Origin of the sequence: Dyadobacter sp. CY347 (assembly GCF_021502655.1) — a bacterium.
Taxonomy (GTDB): Bacteria; Bacteroidota; Bacteroidia; order Cytophagales; family Spirosomataceae; genus Dyadobacter.
Window position 1 is genome coordinate 439,646 of sequence record NZ_JAKFFT010000002.1, and the last position, 20,507, is coordinate 460,152.

The 20,507-nt window shown below is 46.4% G+C and carries 15 protein-coding genes; 5 read left to right on the forward strand and 10 right to left on the reverse strand.

Annotation, left to right across the window (positions count from 1 at the left end):
* Positions 1-4: 4 nt before the first annotated feature.
* From L0659_RS02650 to L0659_RS02675, 6 genes are all read right to left on the reverse strand, one after another.
* Positions 5-283 (reverse strand): Txe/YoeB family addiction module toxin, encoded by a 279-nt coding sequence (locus L0659_RS02650; RefSeq protein ID WP_235124048.1) that lies wholly within the window; start codon positions 281-283, stop codon positions 5-7.
* Positions 259-582: a DUF2683 family protein gene (locus L0659_RS02655; RefSeq protein WP_235124049.1), complete on the reverse strand. Its 324-nt coding sequence runs from the start codon at positions 580-582 to the stop codon at positions 259-261. The genes L0659_RS02650 and L0659_RS02655 overlap by 25 nt, the downstream gene beginning before the upstream one ends.
* Before the next feature lie 25 nt (positions 583-607).
* Positions 608-934 carry a DUF721 domain-containing protein gene (locus L0659_RS02660; protein WP_235124050.1) on the reverse strand — a complete coding sequence of 109 codons (327 nt, stop codon included), beginning with the start codon at positions 932-934 and terminating at the stop codon, positions 608-610.
* Positions 935-970: 36 nt separating this feature from the next.
* On the reverse strand, positions 971-3,982 hold the full coding sequence (locus tag L0659_RS02665) for a glycoside hydrolase family 3 N-terminal domain-containing protein (RefSeq protein WP_235124052.1): 3,012 nt from the start codon (positions 3,980-3,982) through the stop codon (positions 971-973).
* A 98-nt stretch (positions 3,983-4,080) separates the two neighbouring features.
* Entirely contained in the window at positions 4,081-5,223 is a 1,143-nt protein-coding gene (gene chrA / locus L0659_RS02670; RefSeq protein WP_235125234.1) for a chromate efflux transporter, read from the reverse strand.
* 58 nt (positions 5,224-5,281) lie between these two features.
* Positions 5,282-6,238: an isopenicillin N synthase family oxygenase gene (locus L0659_RS02675; protein WP_235124053.1), complete on the reverse strand. Its 957-nt coding sequence runs from the start codon at positions 6,236-6,238 to the stop codon at positions 5,282-5,284.
* 145 nt (positions 6,239-6,383) lie between these two features.
* Here L0659_RS02675 and L0659_RS02680 point away from each other — a divergent pair, with 145 nt between their 5' ends.
* The 4 genes from L0659_RS02680 to L0659_RS02695 all read left to right on the forward strand — a co-directional run bounded on the left by L0659_RS02680 (position 6,384) and on the right by L0659_RS02695 (position 13,785).
* On the forward strand, positions 6,384-6,974 hold the full coding sequence (locus L0659_RS02680; RefSeq protein WP_235124054.1) for an RNA polymerase sigma factor: 591 nt from the start codon (positions 6,384-6,386) through the stop codon (positions 6,972-6,974).
* An 87-nt stretch (positions 6,975-7,061) separates the two neighbouring features.
* On the forward strand, positions 7,062-8,186 hold the full coding sequence (locus L0659_RS02685; RefSeq protein ID WP_235124055.1) for a FecR domain-containing protein: 1,125 nt from the start codon (positions 7,062-7,064) through the stop codon (positions 8,184-8,186).
* Positions 8,187-8,367: 181 nt separating this feature from the next.
* Entirely contained in the window at positions 8,368-11,868 is a 3,501-nt protein-coding gene (locus L0659_RS02690) for a TonB-dependent receptor (protein WP_235124056.1), read from the forward strand.
* A gap of 18 nt (positions 11,869-11,886) precedes the next feature.
* On the forward strand, positions 11,887-13,785 hold the full coding sequence (locus L0659_RS02695; RefSeq protein WP_235124058.1) for a RagB/SusD family nutrient uptake outer membrane protein: 1,899 nt from the start codon (positions 11,887-11,889) through the stop codon (positions 13,783-13,785).
* Positions 13,786-13,940: 155 nt separating this feature from the next.
* Here the strand turns inward: L0659_RS02695 and L0659_RS02700 are convergent, their stop codons facing one another.
* The 3 genes from L0659_RS02700 to L0659_RS02710 all read right to left on the reverse strand — a co-directional run bounded on the left by L0659_RS02700 (position 13,941) and on the right by L0659_RS02710 (position 17,700).
* The gene (locus tag L0659_RS02700; protein WP_235124060.1) at positions 13,941-14,795 is read right to left on the reverse strand and encodes a sugar phosphate isomerase/epimerase; all 855 of its coding nucleotides are present in this window, start codon (positions 14,793-14,795) and stop codon (positions 13,941-13,943) included.
* A 168-nt stretch (positions 14,796-14,963) separates the two neighbouring features.
* Positions 14,964-16,340: a pitrilysin family protein gene (locus tag L0659_RS02705; protein ID WP_235124061.1), complete on the reverse strand. Its 1,377-nt coding sequence runs from the start codon at positions 16,338-16,340 to the stop codon at positions 14,964-14,966.
* A 40-nt stretch (positions 16,341-16,380) separates the two neighbouring features.
* Positions 16,381-17,700: a pitrilysin family protein gene (locus L0659_RS02710; RefSeq protein ID WP_235124062.1), complete on the reverse strand. Its 1,320-nt coding sequence runs from the start codon at positions 17,698-17,700 to the stop codon at positions 16,381-16,383.
* A 95-nt stretch (positions 17,701-17,795) separates the two neighbouring features.
* Between L0659_RS02710 and L0659_RS02715 the strand changes: the two genes are divergently transcribed.
* A complete protein-coding gene (locus L0659_RS02715) occupies positions 17,796-18,593 on the forward strand; it encodes an endonuclease/exonuclease/phosphatase family protein (protein ID WP_235124063.1) in 798 nt (265 codons plus the stop codon).
* Here L0659_RS02715 and L0659_RS26385 read toward each other — a convergent pair.
* Positions 18,561-20,300 carry a VRR-NUC domain-containing protein gene (locus tag L0659_RS26385; RefSeq protein ID WP_235124064.1) on the reverse strand — a complete coding sequence of 580 codons (1,740 nt, stop codon included), beginning with the start codon at positions 20,298-20,300 and terminating at the stop codon, positions 18,561-18,563. The genes L0659_RS02715 and L0659_RS26385 overlap by 33 nt on opposite strands.
* Between the last annotated feature and the right edge of the window lie 207 nt (positions 20,301-20,507).

The following is a 20,507-nucleotide window of genomic DNA, read 5'->3' on the forward strand; positions in this document are numbered from 1 at the left end:
TATGCTAGGGCTCGTAGTGACCCTTCATGGAAATAATAAAAACCGTCTGGTCTTCTATTCTGTAAATAATCCGATGTTCCTTATCGATTCGTCTCGAATATCTTCCCGCCAGATTGTGGCGCAACAACTCAGGTTTTCCAATTCCGGAGGCCGGCGTTTCCCTGATCGATTGAATCAACTTTTCAATTCTCTTAATGTGCGTTTTCCGGCCAGATTTATGCCAGAATTCTAAGTGTTGCAGCGCGAGATCGGTAAACTTTATTTTGAAGTTACCAGATCCCATAAATTTTCTCCTTCTTTTAGTTCAGTAGTGCGACCCTCTCTAATTTGCTTTTCGCCATCCTCGATCATGGCTACAAATTCAGGATTGTATGTGATATCATTAGGGCTAATCTTCACTCCCTTCCCATCCTGAATATCTTTTGTGCCTTTCTTAATTTTTTCAACAAACTCAGGATTATATGGACTTTCTGCCTGCTCTTCAAAAGAAACGTGGGCATTTTTCAAGAGATCCTTAACAGCTTGGAGAACTTTCTGATCTTCCGTATTAATGAATAGTGTTGTCATAGCTTTTTTTTTCAAACCAAATTAAAGATAGTATAGTTTACTAAATAAAAACCACTTCTTCCAGCAACTCTGAACCCATTTCGCGGTTAATGAGCTCGATGATCTTTGCCTTGGCGCGGAAGAGTTCGTCGCGCAGCGGGGCGGATTCTATTTGTAGAAAAAGGGTCTTTTCTTTGATGTAAACCGTTTTTGTGCGGGTTGCGATCGCGGAACCCATGATTTTTTCCCAGTGGGCAACAACGTACGATTGATCAAATCGGTTACGGAGCCGGTATTTGTCCAGCATTTGATCAATAGCGTCTTTCAGCGGCGTGACGCCAGGCCGCCGGGAAGCTTTTTCTTTGTCAAACCGATAATGTTGCGCCATAATTGAACTTGTGAATCCTGCAAATGTAGGAAGTTATCAGAGCCCGGCGGTTGCTTCAGGGTTTACTTTTTTCAACAATTCCTGATACACCACATCCATGATCGCCGTGCGAATGTTGAGCTGCGAAATCTTATTATTCTCCCGAGTCGGGTAAACGCGGTTGGATAAAAATACATAATTAAGCTTCCATGCCGGATCTGCCCAGGTCATGATCCCGGTATAACCCGTGTGCCCAAAGCTCGAAGGACTCGCATATTTCGGCGCATTTCCTGAATATTTGAAAGAAGGCTTATCAAACCCGATCCCACGGCGACTTCCCATTTCAGGATATTGGTAACGCGTAAATTCAACCAGTGCATCCTTACTCAACAACTGCTGACCGCCATAATAGCCCTGCTGCAAATACATTTGCCAAACCTTCATCACATCATTCGCATCTCCAAACAACCCCGCATGCCCGCTCAGTCCGCCTAACATGGCAGCCGCCTCATCATGGACCTGACCATGCAATTGCGTCATCCTGAAAAATGTATCCCGCTCTGTCTCAACAATGTCTTGCAGCTTGTAAAAACGTTTCGGGTTGAATGTTAATGTATTAGCACCCAATTTGTGGTAATAATGGTTTTTCAAATAATCCTCAAAATTTTCACCCGACAATGTCTTAACGATCTGAGGATAAAGGATAAACGAAAGATCGCTGTACACATAGCCTTCTTTTTCATTCAATGGAGAATCACGAATGGCCTTGAAAATCTTTTTATCATAGTTTTTGAAGATAAAAAGGCTGTCACCCACAACAGAAGTCGGATATTTCTTAGACTGTTTGGTGCTGAAAGTTTTCTTTTTCCAACTGCCATCCGCGTTCTGCGCTTCTTTCCAAAGGACGATAAATGCCTTTAAACGAGCACTGTGCGTCAAAACGCGGCGCCATTGCAGGTCTGCTTTGTTGGAACCTTCAAAATCCGGCAAGTAATCCTTCATTGTGGCATCCAGATCAAATTTTTTCGCGTCCCATAGACTCATTAATGCCAGTGTGGAAGCTGTGATTTTGGTTACAGAGGCCAGGTCGTAAAGGTCCGTCAGTTTTACATTCGCATTTCCTTCATAGGTGTGCTTTCCATATGCTTTTCTGAAAAACACTTTGCCATCCTTCGCCAGCTGCACCACGCAGCCCGGCGTTGCTTTTTGCGTAACCGCAAGGTTTGCAATAGAATCAATTTTATAAGTAATGACCTCAGAATCAAGTCCAAGCTCCTCAGGAATGGTGTATTTCAACCTGCCAATAGCCGGCGTTTCAATGCCGGCATTATACGGAAATTGCGCATTGACAGTCACCGGCAATTTTCCCTGCGCCGGAATGGCACCGAAAATCAACTGTGCCGACAGATCCTGCGTGTAAGGCGTTAACTGGTACGCCATGATCAATGCACGTGCACTTTCCGGCTTCAGTATTTTGTTCAAAGCATAAGGATTTCCAAAAATAGAAACGACTGCCTTGTTGGAAGCGATCAATTCCTGCAAAACGGCACTCATCTGTTCCGTTAAGCCATAATTGGTCCTTGGCGAAATGCTTCCTAAATGAACGCCTACGAGTAATAGATTGAATGCTTTTAACTTTTCACGCAGCTCAGCAACTTGTGTTTCGGTTGCTTTTGCAGGGATAAAAAAGTGCTCAACGGTCGTGTATAAGCCTAATGTTTTTTGAAAAGTCGTTATTGTGTCGGCGCCTAATGATATGGAAGCGATTTTCAGCGTGTCCAGGTCACGCAGTGGCAGTAAGTCTTTGTCGTTTTTGAGGACTGTTAGGGCTTTTTCGGTTAAAAGACGGTTCGTGAGTTCTGCGGCTTTTGGGTTCAGGTCTTTGTATAAATTGTTGAGATCAACCGGTTTATAATGGTTCAGGCCCGCCCATGCTTTGGCTTGCAGCACTTTTTTGCAACGCGCGTCAATTTCCGCCTGCGTTATTTTTCCTTCCGCAATGCTTTTCTTGATTTCAGCAATCGACTTGGCAACATCCTCGGTAAATTCCAGCAGATCCATTCCGGCTTCGAGGCCCATTGCGTCGGCTCTTCCGTTCGGGAAATATTTGGTTACCCCTTTCATATTCATTGCATCGGAGTAAATAAGCCCGTCAAATCCAAGCTGTTTTCGCAGCAGATCGGATACAATGGGTTTGGAAAGGGTCGAAGGCAGATTCGGCGTTTTATCCAGCGCAGGAATGCTCAAATGTGCGATCATCATCCCGCTTATGCCGTTGGCGATCAATGCTTTGAAAGGATATAATTCGAGAGAATCAAGCCGGTTTGTATTGTGTGAGATCAAAGGAAGATCATAATGGGAATCTACGCCCGTGTCGCCGTGCCCGGGAAAATGTTTGGCGCTGGTTAACAGGCCGTTATCCTGCATTCCCTTCATGTAAGCGACGGCTTTATCCGCAACTTTGTATTTATTTTCTCCAAAAGACCGGAAGCTGATGACTGGATTGTCGGGGTTATTATTCACGTCAGCGACAGGGGCAAAGTTAATGTGCATGCCCAGGCGTATGGCTTGTTTGGCCAATTGCGCGCCCATTTCATAAATCAGGTCATTACTTCCCTGGATCGCACCCAATGTCATTTGATAAGGATATCTCACTGTGCTGTCAATGCGCATGGCAAGGCCAAATTCCGCATCCATGGCAATGAGCAACGGCACTTTTGAAATCGATTGATAATAATTTGTCAGCTGCGCCTGGGGAACCGGCCCACCCTGAAAAAACACGATCCCACCCACTTTATTTTCCCGTATCAATTTCTCAACAACCGCCGGATTACTCGTTTTAGGATCAATAACCGCCCTTTTAACATCAGAAACCGCCGCCACCATAATCAACTGCGCAATCCGCTCATCCGGCGTAAGCGTAGCAAAAACCGAATCAACCCACTGCCGCGATTCACTGGCAGCATTCTGCTGCAAAAAAGCGGGTGAAGCTGCGATCTGGGCTTGCAAATCTGCGTTTAAAAATCCGGATAGGAAGAGAAATGGAAGTAGAAAGAGAATTTTTTTCATGAATTGGACATAATAGGAATCAGTTTCCAAAGTTTGGAAAACCAATTGATTAATCCAATGGAAACTATCGCCTGCCCCAATGTTTGGCACAACAGCCCCTAAAAAACCAACCCCAAAACCAACCCTGCAATAATGATCACATAGGAGGGCACTTTGGAAAATGTGAGGACGAGGAGGGTGCAGATGACAGTGAACAGCGGTTGCCAGTGGCTCATCATGGGTTGAAATAGGGAGATGGCGGCCGCGATGGTGAGACCGCAGCTGGCGGCGTGGATGCCTTCGAGAGACGCACGGATTCCTCTGTATCTTTTGAGCTGAGCCCAGAATGGATAAGCAAAAAAGATGAAGAATGTACCAGGAAGAAATATCCCTGCCGTGGCGACGAAACCGCCAATAATTTGCCCGGTAATGCCTGCTGATTGGAGGGAAATGCTTCCTACAAATGTCGCTATGGAGAAAACGGGCCCCGGTACAACCTGCGTCAGCGCCATTCCAGCCAGGAATTCCTGGTCGGTGAGATAATGTTTAAATTCTACAAACTCGTTATAAAGGATCGGGATCAGCACCTGCCCGCCGCCGAACACCAGACTGCCATTCCGGTAAAAGTTCTCAAAAAGCCGCACAGGAAGCGAATTGGTAACCTTACCCACAACCGCAGCGACGATCAAAACAGAGATCCAGAAGATAATGGGCCTCCATAAAATCCGGATCGGGCCTTTTTCCATCACTTCATGCTTTTTGAAATTAAGCGACGCTACAACGCCCCCGGAAATAATCAGCACAGGCGTCATATAGGGCGATGGATACATGTACGCGAGGATCGTGGAAATGATCAGAAACGACCAGCCTTGGGTGTTATGGATCACTTTACGAGCTATAAATGACGCGCCATACATTAAAAAGGCCACCGCCATTGGCCCTACAAACTTTGTGAATTGTAAAGAAATGGAGTTGCGTTCCAGATAATGAATGCCAATCGCCGCCATCGTCATCAGGATCATGGCGGGCAGCGACCACACGATAAGTGTTAGGTAAGCAAGCGGTTGTCCGCCGATTTTAAGTCCGATGGCAGTGACCGTCTGCGTGGAGCTTGGACCAGGCAAAACCGAGCATAATGCCTGCAATTCGAGCAATTCCTCTTCGGTAATGTACCTCCTCTGCCTCACCAGCTTCTCGATCATCATCATTAAATGCACCTGCGGGCCTCCGAAAGCGGTTAGGGACAACAAGAGGATGTCCATCAGGTAAATGATGTAACGAAAGCGGCGGATAGGAGGATGGGCCAAGCGTTTTTAGAGGTTATTTTTTTAAACCCAGTTCTCTCAACCGCTCATCCAGAAATTCACCCGCAGTCATGTCGGTGTATATTTTAGGAAATTCGTGTGTGATGCAACTTTCCAGGCTTGTGAGATCCATATCAGCCCTTGGATGCATAAAAAACGGGATAGAATAACGGGAAGTGCCCATTTTCTCGCGTGGCGGATTCACGACCCGGTGAATGGTGGACTTCAATTTGTGGTTGGTAAGCCGGTCCAGCATATCGCCTACATTCACCACGATCTGATCCGGAAGCGCAGTGATCGCGATCCATTCTCCATCGCGGCGAAGCACTTCCAAGCCTTCTGCGCTGGCGCCCATCAGCAATGTGATCAGGTTAATGTCGCCATGTGCAGCTGCGCGAACCGCTCCTTCCGGCACAAGTTCCGGGTTTGGAATCGGGAAATAATGTAATGCACGAAGCAGGCTGTCCCCGTTTTTTACCTTGTCTTCAAAATAATCCTCCGGTAAATTCAGGTAGATTGCAATGGCGCGCAGGAGCATTTTGCCTGCATTTTCGAATGTGCGGTAAACTTCTAATGTATATTTTTCAAATTCGGGAAGCTCTTCCGGGAAAACATTGGAAGGCATGCTGCCGATCGGCTCAGGCTGGCCAATGTGGTAAAATTCCTTCAAATCCGCCACTTTAAAGCCTTTCGCGGTTTCTTTTCCTTTGCCAATGTATCCTCGCTGGCCAAACAATTCTGCAAATTCATATTTCTTCTTCACTTCGTCCGGCAGCGCGAAAAATTGCTTCACGGTTTCATAAAGCTCATTCCTTAATGTATCGCTGAGTCCGTGATTTTTTATTGCTACAAATCCAATGTTGGTAAAGGCATCACCCAGGGCAGCAACAAACTGCTTCTTTTGTTCAGGGTTTCCTGAGGTAAAATCGGCCAAATCCAGCGATGGGACTTGATTTAATAATGCTGGTTCCATAAAATCCTTTTTTGCTGCAAAGTATTATAATTTTGAATTAAAAACTTGCGGCATGAACTGTAAACACAAGTTTTGAGGTATGTTTTTTATGTATACATTACATTTTCTTTTTCAAATTTTGGACCTGCTCATTTGATACACCGCTATGACAGACATAGATCCGGGAAATGACCTTTGGGAGCGTTTTATTTCCGGGAGTTCTTCGGCATTCAGCGAACTGTATGATGCTTATACAGACATTCTATACAAGTTTGGAATGCGCTATACCGATGATAGTGAACTCGTTAAAGATTGTATCCACGATCTTTTCATCGATCTGCACACCTATCGCGGGAACCTTGCCAAGCAGGTGAATGTAAAATTTTATCTGCTCAAATCATTTCGTCGAAAAATCCATGCAGCCCACCGCAAATCCAGCCTGCTGAATTTCAACCGCTGGAATTCTGATGATACATTTGGTGTCAATGCATTTGCATTCAGCATTGAACATGAAATGATTGTGGATGAAAAACAGCGCGAAATGCTGGACCATCTGGCCATTGAAATCAACCAGCTTCCCGAACGGCAGCGCGAGATTCTTTATTTGCGGTTCAATCAGGATCTTGAATATGAAGAAATAGCTTCCATGATGCAGATCTCTGTCCCGACCTGCCGGACATTTATTTACCGCGCCTTGAAACAGCTGCGTGGCAAGCTGGAATTCGGCTCCATTGCCCTGATTTTCTACTGGGCGTAAAATATTTTCTTTTTTTGTTAAAATAATCCTTTTTCGGAGTCTATATCCTGCCGAATGTCTTCTCTTGTAAGTCAAACAAGTTCTTAAATGAAAAGAAGATTACGTAAGTGCCAGGATCAGCCCGAATCCGAACAGGCGGAATGCTCAGAGGAAGAAAAGAAAATTGTTGCCCATACAAGGATTTTGATGAAATCGTTGCAGGAGCAATCCTTGCCTGTTTCAGAAAAAGAGGCGGTGCGGCTGCGCGTGGAAGAGACGGTCAGACAAAAAGGTGAGCGCTCGTTCAGCAAGGTTTGGCTGGCTATGGCGGCATCCGTTGCGTTGTTATTGGTTGCAGGCTCGGGTTACCTTTTGCTTCGGAATAACACCGGCTCGGCGATGCAGGAGGCTGCGTCCGGATTAACGCCCGACACGGAAGAAACGCGTTTGCAACTTGCCGATAAACGGATCATTCATCTTCCCGAACAAAACTCAGACCTGATATATGAAGAAAATGGTGCCCGTATCCAGATTGATTCGGCCTCCGTCGTGGAACAACAGGTTGCGGAGGCAGAACAGGAATTTAACACGTTGGTAGTGCCTTATGGCAAAAGGTCGACCATAACGCTGGTTGACGGCACCAAAATCTGGCTCAATTCGGGTTCCAAGCTGGTTTATCCTGCACAGTTTGATAGCAAAACCAGGGAAGTTTACCTCGAAGGCCAGGCCTATTTCTCGGTGTCTCATTCCGACGAAGTGCCATTTTATGTGCATACCAAAAATATCAAGGTGCAGGTGCTCGGGACGGAGTTTGACGTAAGCGCATATGAAGATGATCCCCAAACTTCTGCTGTGCTGGTGAAGGGAAGCATTGAACTTACGGCCAATCAGAAATCATTATTTGGCTCGAAAAAGAGAAAAATGACCCCGGGAACAATGACGGCCTACGATCCTGCAACGTCGGAACTGCAAACTTCGGGCGTCAATGTGGAATCCTACATTTCTTGGAAAGAGGGTTACCTCATTTTTAGCAAAACGCCGCTTGCGGACATTTTTAAGAAACTCTCGCGCTATTACAGCACTGATATTTCGCTCGGAAGTGCTAAGGCGCAAGGCGTTACATTTTCGGGAACATTGGATCTGGGAGAAAATATTGCGCCGGTGCTGGAATCCATTGCGCTCACAACATCGCTTACATATCAGCAAACAGAAAGGAGGGTTATATTCAGATAGCGCATCATCAGAACAAAAAAACGGAAGACGCGGCAACGTCTTCCGATAGTCACACTTGCCGGCAAGCAAGTGATTTTTAAACCATTGTATCAACAAAAGTCGTATCAAATTTATGAAAAAATTTGACCATTCAGGGTATTGCCCTCTGGGAGAATTACACCCAAAAAAATTGCTCAGAATTATGAAATTAACGATTCTACTCTTGTGGATCGGGATGATGGGCGTACATGCGACGGGTTATTCGCAGAAAAGCAGGATGGATGTCACGATCCGGAATGGTAATCTGGGCGCGTTGTTTAAGCTGATTCAGGAAAAAACCGATTACCGGATTTTTTACAGGGATGGCCTTTTTTCGGAAGCCGAAGAAGGGAGTCTCAACCTTAACCTAAAAAATGAAACAGTGCCTGCAATCCTGACGCGGGCATTGAAAGGCTCAGATTTGTCTTTCAAAATAATAGGAAAGCAGATCGCGGTTTTCAAAAAGGATGAAGAATCACGTTCCAATGCTATCAAGTCACTTCCTGCACCCGTGGCACCGGTTGAAAATGTGATCCGGGAGATTACTGGAACCATTCAGGATGTGAAAGGCCAGCCGCTTCCCGGCGCAACTGGGATTGTAAAAGGGACGGATAAGGGAACTTCATCGGACGCAACGGGCAAGTTTACTATTGAGGCGGAGCAGGGTGATGTGCTGGTGATTTCGTTCATCGGCTATCTGGGCAAGGAGCAGGTTGTAGGCACGCAAACATCTGTTAGCATTCAGTTGGAAGAGGATTTGGGCGGCTTGGAAGAAGTGGTGATCGTCGGGTTCGGATCGCAGCGAAAAGCAACGATAACAGGCTCCATTGCCACCATTACAACCGAGGATTTAAAGCAAAGCCCGACTGCGAGCATTACCAATGCATTGGCCGGGCGGCTTCCTGGGCTTTTTGCCAATCAGTTCAGCGGCGGGGAGCCGGGTGTGGACCGGAGCGACATTTTTATCCGCGGCACGGCCACCTACGGAAACCAGGCACCGATCGTGATTATCGACGGTCTGGAAAGAAGCATGGATTACCTGGCCCCATCGGAAATTGAAACATTTACCATCCTAAAAGATGCCTCAGCAACCGCGCCTTATGGGGTAAGAGGTGCCAATGGTGTTATTCTTATTACAACAAGAAGGGGAAAAGTGCAGGATAAAGCGACGGTGAATTTTAAAGCCTCCGTCGGGATCAATCAGCCGGTGCAGTTTCCTGAATATCTGGGATCAGCGGACTATGCCATGCTTTATAACGAAGCCCGACGCAATGATAATCCGGACGTAGATCCATCAACATTGAATTTGTTTTCAGAAACAGCAATAGCCAATTTTCGCAAGGCAAAAGGCGACAATTCAGACGGTTTGGGCTATAACTGGAACTACTTCGACTATGCTTTCAAACCCGGCGTGCAGCATGATTATAGTTTGTCTATTAGCGGTGGATCAGTAAGGGCCAGATATTTCGTGCTGGCCAATTACTTTCAACAAGATGGAAATTACAAGCATACGGATCTTGGCCCCAACAACACACAGGCCGTTTTCAAGCGCTACAATTTCCGGTCGAACATTGATATAGACATTACGGATAACTTTTTCGCCAGACTGGACATTGGTGCCAGGATCACAGACAGGAATGCGCCGGGAACCACAGCCGCTAGGATTGTAGAGATGGCCAATACGCAGCCCTCTTACCTGCCGATCACACTGGAACCCAACGGCAATCCTGCCAACCGCGTTTACGAAACCAATAACCCGCTTGGAATGCTTTACGGCGATCAGATTTATCGTTTTAACATTCTAGGGGAATTGAGCCGCACTGGTTTTTTAAATGATAAAAACACTTATCTCAACGGATCATTTTCACTAGGTCACAAGCTGGATTTTATTACAAAAGGGCTTTCCATCGATGGGATTTTCTCCTATGATGCTTCTGATGGCGGCTGGATCAGACGGGACGTGACGAGTTACTCGGAAGGTTACCGCGAATATCCGGGTTATGCCACATTCGTTCCTGAGGCGGGAAGCGACATTTACCGCGAGCCGGGCATTTACACGGGAGCTTATAAGTCAGGCAATAAATATGACATTGACCAGACCATCCGCAATCAATTCGACAAAAAGGACAGCGAAAGCCGCTCATATGTGCAGGCTAAGCTGGATTATCTCCGCAATTTCGGCTTACACGACGTGACCGGGATGGTGCTGATAAACCGTTCGAAAAGGATCATTAACAATCAGGTTCCATTTAGTTACCAGGGCATCACGGCCAGGGCGACTTACGGTTATGATGATCGCTATCTTTTTGAGTTCAATGCGGCTTATAATGGATCCGAAAACTTTGCGAAGGGCAAGCGTTATGGATTTTTCCCGTCTGTTTCTGCGGGCTGGGTGCTTTCCAAAGAGCAATTCATGAGCAGCACGCAAAGCTGGCTTAATTCATTCAAAATCAGAGGTTCATATGGTCTGGTAGGAAGTGATCGCGTGCCGAACGACAGGCGTTTTATTTATCTTCAATATTTTGGTGGCAGGGATGGCGACTACAATTTCGGAACGGACAATTTCGGTTCCGGCGCTGGCGGCTATCTTTCCGAAGGCGACCTCGCTAACCCTGATCTGACATGGGAGAAAGCCAGAAAAGCCAACATTGGGATTGATGCCACATTCCTCAAACATTTAACCGTAACCGTGGACCTGTTTCACGAGCATCGTTACGACATTATTACGGACATGAGCGGCGGCAACAAGCTTGGTTATCCGGACATTGTGGGTAAGGATGCGCCTTATATCAATTCGGGGATTGTTAACAACCGCGGTTTTGATTTGGAAGTGGGCTGGTCGGGGAGCATTGGGAAAAATGCAACTTACGTTATCCGACCTAATCTCTCTTTTGCACGCAACAACATTGTGTTCATGAATGAGATCCCTTATGCCATGCCTGGCCGCGCTAATACGGGCAAGCGTATTGGTGAACATTTCAATTTTGTATTTGACCATTTTGTAAAAAATCAGGAAGAGGCCAACGATTTGAATGCCATGAATTCGGGCAGTGGTTACCAGTCCTGGGGAACATTGCGGCCCGGGGATGTGGTGTACAAAGATCTGAATGGTGATGGCAGAGTGGATGACCTGGGTGATCGCACGGCGATGGGCAATCCGCGTAACCCTGAAATTATGTTCGGTTTGCCGGTCGGTGCCAAATATAAAAACTTCGATTTCAGTATGTTATTCCAGGGCGCTTCGCGGGCTTCTGTGCAGTTATCCGGTGCGGCGGTTTATGATTTTCCTTTGTTCAATCAGGATAAATATGGTAAAGTAAAACCCATGCATTTGGACCGTTGGACCCCGGAAACGGCCGAAACGGCGACTTATCCAGCCCTGCATTTCGGCGATCATAGCAACAATAAGAATCCCAACAGCGGCTTGTTTTTGTATGATTCAAAATACGTCAGGCTTAAAACTGTCGAGTTAGGTTATAATCTGCCCAAAGTAGCGATTAAAAAGATCGGCATTGACCAGGTCAGGTTTTACGTCCAGGGGCTTAACCTGCTGACCTGGGATGGGCTCAAAAAGGTTGATATGGACCCAGAAACCAGGGAAGGGACGGGCGATTGGTATCCGATCCAGAAGGTGCTGAATTTTGGCGTTGATGTAACATTCTGATTTAAAAACCTCGCATTTATGAATACGAAAAAAATATATACCATCATTATCTTTTTCACTTGCGCATTGCTTTCAGCTTGTCAAGAAGATTTTTTAGATAGAAAGCCGGATGACCAGGTGGATGCCGAGCAGGTTTTTACGCGATATAACAAGACAAACCAGCTCATTACCGACTTGTACGACAATGCAAAAGGCTCCAACAGCCCGCTCGTTTTCTTCTCCCACTTTTCTACTGCGCCCGTTACGGATGAAGCCGAAGGTTCAACAGCGGAAGGAAGTCTTACCAACAAATTCAACAATGGCGACTGGAATGCGAACTTAATGCCCGCCGGAAGCAGCAGGGGACAATATTGGTGGGACTTATATGGCAGGATCCGGAAAGCAAATGTGATCCTGGAAGGCGTGCGAAAATATAATACGCCTGATAACCCGTTGCAGGCGGGTGACCTGAACAAAAGATTGGGTGAGACTTATTTTTTGCGCGCTTATTTTCACTTTCTGGCAGCCAGAATGTACGGGGAAGTGGTTTACGTAACCCGCACCATCAGTCCGAGTGACCCGATGGATTTCAAGCAGGAATCATTTCATGCCACAGCCAGCAAAATTTACCAGGATTGCGATTCGGCTATGGCTTTGGTGCCTGCAAGCTGGGGCGGAGCTGATTTTGGCAGAATCGATAAGGGTGCTGTTTTGGGTTTGAAAGCCATTGTAGCCTGGATGGCGGCCACACCCATGTGGAATGGCGGCACTTTCCCGAATGATACACGTGCGTTTGCCGCGGAATATGCGTACAATGCGGAACGCTGGAACACGGCCAAAACGGCTGCCAAAGCAGTAATTGACTTCAAAGTGGAAGGGCGCCAGCGTTATTCCTTATACCAGGGGCACGATGCTGCTGACTTCCGGGATGATGCGGGTGTCGATAACAACAATTCAAAAGTGCCTGCGCGGCTTTGGGATTTGTATCACAATATGGAAGCGTTTCAGAATGAGGCGGTTTTCTTTGTGACACGTGACAAAGACAACAACTGGCAAGGAGACATTTATCCGCCAAGCTGGGGCGGCAGCTCGCGACAAATGCCCGTTCAGGAGCAAGTAGATGAATATGAATACATTGCGCCCAATGGTTTTGGTTATCCGATTTACGCTGCAAGGGCGAAAAAGGATGGTTATGACGATGCTAATCCCTACGAAAGCGTAAAACGCGATCCCCGTTTTCACCGCGACATTGTTTACCACGGCTCTACATTCAAAGGAAAAGTGATCAATACTGCATCCGGCGCCGACAAAGTAGGCGCAACCAACTCAACGACAACAGGTTATTTCCTAAGAAAAATCTTACGCGAATCTTGGAATCGGGACAAAAGCTTCTCCATCAGCGGACCACCGGTCTGGCGCCTGCCCGAATTCATCTACATATATTGCGAAGCAGTAAACGAAACTGCCGGCCCCAATGCTGAAATTTATGATATGCTGAACATGGTGCGGAAGCGATCATTCATGGCACCCATCCCTGTTGAAGCCAAAGCCAGCAAGGCGCTGATGGACGAATACATCAAGCGTGAAAGACGGGTGGAGCTCTTTTATGAAAACAACAGGATCTGGTCAACGCGTTTATATCTGGATGCCAGTTCTCCAAAAGAATTAGCCAAAGAACAGGCATGGCAGACGGCAGGCAGCACCAATGACCAGCGTTCACAAAATGCATGGCCCTATCCCAAAGCACAACGCATGATCAACGGAATGAAGCCGGTTGAAGATCCGGCCGGGAAGATTGTAGTGGAAGGCAAAAAATACAAAATGCAACGCTACTTCATAGAAAGCCGTGTCTTCGTAGCCCCTAGGCATTACTTATTCCCGATCATGCAAGACGAATTACAGAAAACACCAACTTTAAAGCAGAACCCGGGTTGGTAGGGGGTTGCTAGTTCTGTCACCCTGAGCGGACCGGCCCGCCGGGCGGTCGAAGGGGGTTGTCATTGGCCCTGTCACCCTGAGCGGAGTCGAAGGGGCGTTACTACTTGGTGGTAGCGCCCTTCGACTCCGCTCAGGGTGACAAGGCCAGTGACATCCTACTCCTTAATCCCCTTAATATAAGCGATCGTCTGAGGGATTTGCTTTAAATATGAAGGGCTCTCATCTTCAATGAAATAATGCTTAATTCCTACCTTCTTAGCAGCTTTCAGCGTTGCCGGAATGTCAATCGAGCCGGTTCCTAGTGCTACGTCGTTCGTGGTTGGTGTGCCTCCGGACAGGTTGCCTACTACGCCTTTTTTAAGATCTTTTAAGTGCATTAGCTTCCATCTCGTTGGATATTTCAGGAGCAACTTTGCGGGATCCTGACCCGGAAATGCGGTCCATAGCACGTCCATTTCGAAATTTACGTATTCGGGATTTGTATTTTTTACGAGGTAATCAAACAGCGTTCCGTCTTCATAAGGCTCGAACTCGTAGCCGTGGTTGTGGTAAGTCAGTTCAATGCCCGCTTCTTTCAGCTCTTTTCCTGCCTTGTTAAAGTCAGCGACTGCTTTTTTAGCGGTTTCGAGATCAAATTTGCCTTTGTGAGGAATCCAGGCAACCATGACGTATTTAGCGCCCAGCACTTTCGCATCCTTAATCGTCTGTTCGCTGCTTTCTGCCAATTTGTTGTAATCGGCACCGATGGAAACCATCTTAATGCCGCGCTTGTCCAGCTGCTTGCGCAACTCTTCGGTAGTCATTCCCTTGATCGGGCCGCCTTCCAATTCGGTAACACCCAATGACTTAATCGTGTCCAATGTCGCCTCAATGCCTTTGTCCCAGCTCCCGCGGAATGTGTAGGCTTGCAAGCCAATTGGGTTTGTGTAGACATTGCCTTGCGCGAAAAGGTCAGTCTGGCTCGTCAAGGCTGCGGCTGCAATGAGACAGGTTTTTAACAGTTTGTTCATATAATATTGGTTTTGTTTTTACTTGTTAGTAGCGCGCTTCGGCCGCCCGGTCCGCTCAGCATGACAGGGCTCGTAGCGCACGTGATAAAAGTTACCCGAACTGTCAGGCTGAGCGGAGCCGAAGCCACGTCACTCCTTGGATTAAAAGTAAGCACGGATCAAGTTATACTAAAACCCATCCGCCTTGATCTGCTTTTCGGTTACATCGCCGTATTTTTTCACAGCATCCCGGATTTCGCTTGCTTTGCCTACCATAACGAATTGAAGCTTGTCTTTTGGGAAATAAGCTTCAATTATTTCTTTGGTTTTGGCTGTTGTGAGGCCGTCGACTTGGGTTTGGAATGTATTGATGAAACTTTCGTCGAAGTTGTACACGTGCATGTCTGTGAGCAGTCTTGCTAATGCGCCTGCGGATTCGTATGCAGGTGGGAAGCTGCCTTTTACGTAAGCTTTGGCCGATTTCAGGATCTCATCGTTGATCCCGGTTTTGTGCAGACTATCCAGAACTTGCAGCGCCATATCCACCGCCGGCACCGTTGTTGAGTTTTTTGTAAATGTGCTGATCGAGAATGTTCCTGCAAATTTGTAACGCGTGAAACCACTTCTCGCCCCATAAGTAAGTCCTGAATTGACGCGTAATGCATCGTTCAGCCACGAAGTAAAACGGCCGCCAAGAATGGTGTTCACAACCAAGACAGGAACATAATCGGCTGAATTATAATCAATTCCTTTGCCGGCGATGAGGAATGTTGTTTCTCTCGCGTCCGGCTTATCAACGAGTAACACACGGCTTTTGTCGAATTCCAAATCTGGCGCAACGCGTTTCACCATTCGGTAGGGGGCTGTTTTCCAGGAGCCAAACATCGCGGTTACTTTTTTCTTCATATCAGCTGTTTTGAAGTCACCCACAATGGCGATGGCTCCGCGGCCGGAAGTGTAGTTGCTCTCGTAAAACGCCTTTGCGTCGGCCGGGGATAGCTTTTCAATGGTCGTGGGTGTGCCGCTGGTGGGCGTTGCGTAAGGAAAATCTTTGAACATGAATGCATTCATATAAGCATTGATCACCGCCCGCGGGCTTTCCTTTTCCCGAACCAGTTCCTGAGTAAGACGTTGCTTGTGCTTGTCAAATTCCGTTTTGTCAAAAACAGGGTGCATGATCACTTGCTGAATAATGTCAAAAAGCTTCTCTTGGTCTTTGGTCGCAAAAGAAGAAGTCAAACCGGCCATATCTTTCGATGCGTACGTATTAATGCTCGCGCCCACAAAGTCGGTCATTTCTTCAATTTGCGGTTTGGTATATTTTTCAGTGCCAAAAAGCAGTGCATCAGCGGTTAGGCCTGCGAGTCCGTAACGCTCTCCATCATTGATAGAACCGGCGTCAAAAACGGCTGAAACATTGATCAGCGGAACTTCGTGCTGCTCCATCAGGAAAATGGTCAGGCCGTTTTTCAGTTTGACTTTTTCAAAAGGCGGGACTTTAAAATTGTTTTGTGCCGAGGCCGAAAGCGTGAACAGCGCCAGGAACACAAATAATATCTTTTTCATATTTCAAATGTTATGAATGAATTTCGGTATGAAGCGTATGTTATTTCGATTTCTCAGGAAGTAAGTATCCTACCGTGCGGTTGCGTTCGGTGAAATACTTGGCGGCAACGCGCTTAATGTCTTCCACGGTCACCTTTTTATACAGATCCGGCGCTTCGAACATCTTTTTATAATCCCCAAAAAATACGTCGTAACTGCCCAGACTATTGGCTTTACCGTTAATGGTTTCCAGCGTACGATAAAATTCCATCAGCTTCTGGTTTTTAACCTTTTGCAGCTCTTCATCTTTCACGCCATTTTTAATTACCATATCAATTTGATTGTCAATTGCTTTTTCTAAATCTGTCGCGGTAACATTGTTTCCTGCAATAGCATAAATGATAAAAAGACTCGGGTCGAAACTCTGATCTGTGAAACTGGAAACATTGGTTGCCAATGTGGAATCCATCACCAGTGACTTAGTTAGTCTGGAAGAATTTCCGGAGGTTAACAAGCTGCTCAGTAAATCCAACGCGTAAAAATCCTCATGTTTCGTTTCAGGCACGTGGTAAGCCATCAGAATGTTCGGAGTTGCAATGTCTTTGTAGGCCGTCACGCGTCTTTCGCCATTCTGCTGCGGCTCAACGGTCCTGATCTTTGGCGGCAAACCTCTCGCCGGAATCGGTGCCACGTATTGGTCGGCCAGCTTTTTCACCTGCTCCAAAGTCACGTCGCCCACCACAACCACCGTCGCGTTATTGGGCGAATAGTAAGTTTTAAAATAGTTTTCCAAATCCTCCTGCGTCCAGCTTTTAATGTCGGATTCGAAGCCGATCACCGGGAACATATAAGGATGCTCCTGAAATGCCACCGACTGAACGAGCTCACCTATCAGCCGGTAATTACTGTTTTCCAAACCTGTGCTGCGTTCAGAAAGCACCACGCCACGTTCGCTTTCCACCATTTTCGGATCGATGGAAAGGCTTGCAATGCGGTCGGATTCCAATTCGAAAATGGGTTCTAATGCGTCTTTTTGAAACCAATCGGTGTACACGGTCACATTTTCCGTGGTGTAAGCGTTGTTGGAACCGCCGTTGGCTTCCATGAAACGGTCAAATTCCTTCGGGCCGAAGTTTTTGGAACCATTGAACATCATGTGCTCAAAGAAATGCGAGAGTCCCGTAATGCCGTGCACTTCATTGCGCGATCCCACTTTCCAGAACAGATACATGTTCGCATTAGGGATGGATTTGTCTTCCAGCACCAGGAATTTCATGCCGTTCGCCAATGTGAAGGTTTTGACATCCTCCGGTTTGGTTTGTGCAAAAGACATCCCGAAACCTGCCATAAGCGCGGCGGTCAGCAGTATTTTCTTTATCATTTGATTATGCTTGTTAATTGATGTGTAATGATAGCAAACGGATTTAAATCTATCCACTACTTTTGGGTTCTTGATATCCTAATCCTTAATTCTTTATGAAAAATAGCTTTTTTAGTCTGCTTATCCTGATTTCCATCGCTGTATTTGCAAATGCAGGCACAGACAAACCAGTTAAAAAATACAAGTTCAAGTTGATGACCTACAACATTCACCATTGCAATCCGCCGTCTGCCGGGGATAAAATTGATGTGGAAGCCATTGCGAAGGTTATTAATGCTGAAAAGCCCGATTTTGTGGCATTGCAGGAAGTGGATGTCAATACAGAACGTTCCGGAAAAGGAAAGAACCAGGCGCAGCAGCTTGCCGAATTAACAGGGATGAAATTTTATTTTTCCAAAGCCATTGATCATCAGGGAGGTGATTATGGCGTTGCTGTTTTGAGTAAATATCCGATTGAAGATTCGGTAAGATATGCCTTGCCGATCCATGCCGACAAGCCCGAGGAAAACCGGACTGTCGCGGCCATCACGGTAACTTTGCCTAACAAGAAAAAAATCATGTTCGCCAGCACCCATTTGGGCTTAAAAGAGCCTAACCGCCTTTTACAAGCGGAGACGATCATGGAAAAGCTAGGCAAAACAACGTTGCCTATTATCCTCGCTGGCGACTTTAACGCAGTTCCAGAGAGCCCCGTAATCGCCTATTTTGACAAATATTTCACCAGAACCTGCTCCGACTGCAAACCAACAATTCCCGTAGAAACGCCTAACAAAACGATTGATTTCATCATGTATAAGCAGGGAGGTAAGTTGAAGGGCGCTGATACAAAGGTTATTGACGAAAAATACGCTTCGGATCATTTACCCGTTGTCGCCAGTTTCGAGATCGATTGACACGACATCTTTCAGCCATTTTACACGGACAATGCGGCTTTGCACATTGTGCTCTTTAAAGAAATGCTGCCAATGCAACTGCCTGGACGACAGGTGATCCGTTGGGGATTTGATCTCGATAAATGCATATTCCGTTTCATTCCAAACCAATAAGTCGGGGAAACCGCGCGTGTTTTCCCGCAGGTTTAGTGCAATTTCCATCATCACCAAATGGATCTGTTCGGGGCTTAGGAGCGAAATTAACACAAGCACTTTTTCCAATGCGCCTTCGTACCAGGGCACGAGGACGTTGGTAATGCCGTATTTATCCATGTAAGTCTGCGTAACAAGCTCTTCGATAATCTCCTTCGAATGTGCCGCTTTCAGCCTTTCTTTGAGCTGATCGGCCCTTTTGTAATAAAAATCGGGAAGGAAGAAGTCGGTAGGAACGCGTTGCAGCGGGTTGTGAATGGTTTGCACATTGGTGTCATAAATGGCATCCCAGAACAGCAGTCCGAACAGCGTGCGCCAGGGCTCGTTTTCGCTGAAAAATGCCTGGTAACCGCGTTCCCTGTAATAATGTATGGCGCCCAATTCCACCTGGTAACGATACATAATAGGCACTTCAATGGCCTCTGCGGCTTTCAGGGCTTGCGTGGTGCGCTTAATGATGCGGCTCTTTTTATTTTTGATCCTTTCATGAAAATCCATGCTGAAATAGCGTTCATCCGCATTTTGCGGATTTTCGGCGATTTCTTCACAAAGCGCCAGTGCTTCATCGATTTCACCTAAATTATAAAGCAAACGCACGCGACGCTCCCGGGCCGGGGCATCATTTGTGAGCTGATAAATGCTGAGTGCCTGAGACAACATTTTCTTCCGTTCCAGCCACGCGCTAACCCTGAGAATGAACATGTTGAATGATGGAATGGCCTTCGGGCTAAGCCCTGTCCCGCTGCCGACGTGCCAGTTCATAAACCAGTCGAAAATGTCTTCGGGCGGCAGATCGGCTTTGAGCTCGTCGAAAGTTTCCTTCATGAGCGACACCATTAATGTGTCGTCCACATCTTTCCGCGTCTCAAACTGAATGGCTAAATGTTGTTCATCAAAGGAATTGAAGCGGACATGACCCAGATCGCGGATCACGAATTCGGTCATATCTGCATTTCGGTTCCCAAAAAACAGGAATTTCATCACCATTACTTCGGCTTCATAGGAAACCTTTACAACCGGTTCGTGCGCTGTTATGATCTCGCAAAGCGTTTTAAAATCATATTCATGCATAAGCCATCGAACCAGATCGGGCTTTTTAATGCTTTTGGAAGGCATAATGTCCGGCCCCAGGATCTTGGTGAAAAGCAAATGTTCCGGCTTGGTGAAAAGCTCCATAATTTCCGAAAACCGGACTTCATGCGCGTCGCAAATTGACTCTATAAAGTTTTTTTCAAAAAGCTCATTAAGGACCGCGGGAATGTCTTTTATTTCGGAATAGGAGAGGTTATTGACCCTGAAAAACGATTTACTGCGGTTGCTGAAACGGATGAACAAGCATTGCGCATCCTCAGAAAGTGAGTCGTAATCATTCAAAAAACGCAGCTCATTTTCGTTCAGGACATGGGCGTAACGCTTCTTGACAAATTCCAGGACGTAACTGAAATATTCGTGATAATATTTGGGTGGAAGATCCGTCGGAAACTCGATATTCTGCACAAAAGGATTCGGAAGCACTTCGATAAAAACGGATTGTTGCGATTCAATTTAAAATTAAAGTTACCAAATTAAAGCCTTTCAACGAAGAAGGATGGCCTACTTTTTGCCTTTATGCATGGATTCTTTGAAGCACATTAAAATTCCGTTAATTGGTTAAATTTTTGAAAAATTGATAGTATAAATTGCATTATACCTATTGCAAATGCCGTAATTTCTTGATATCAT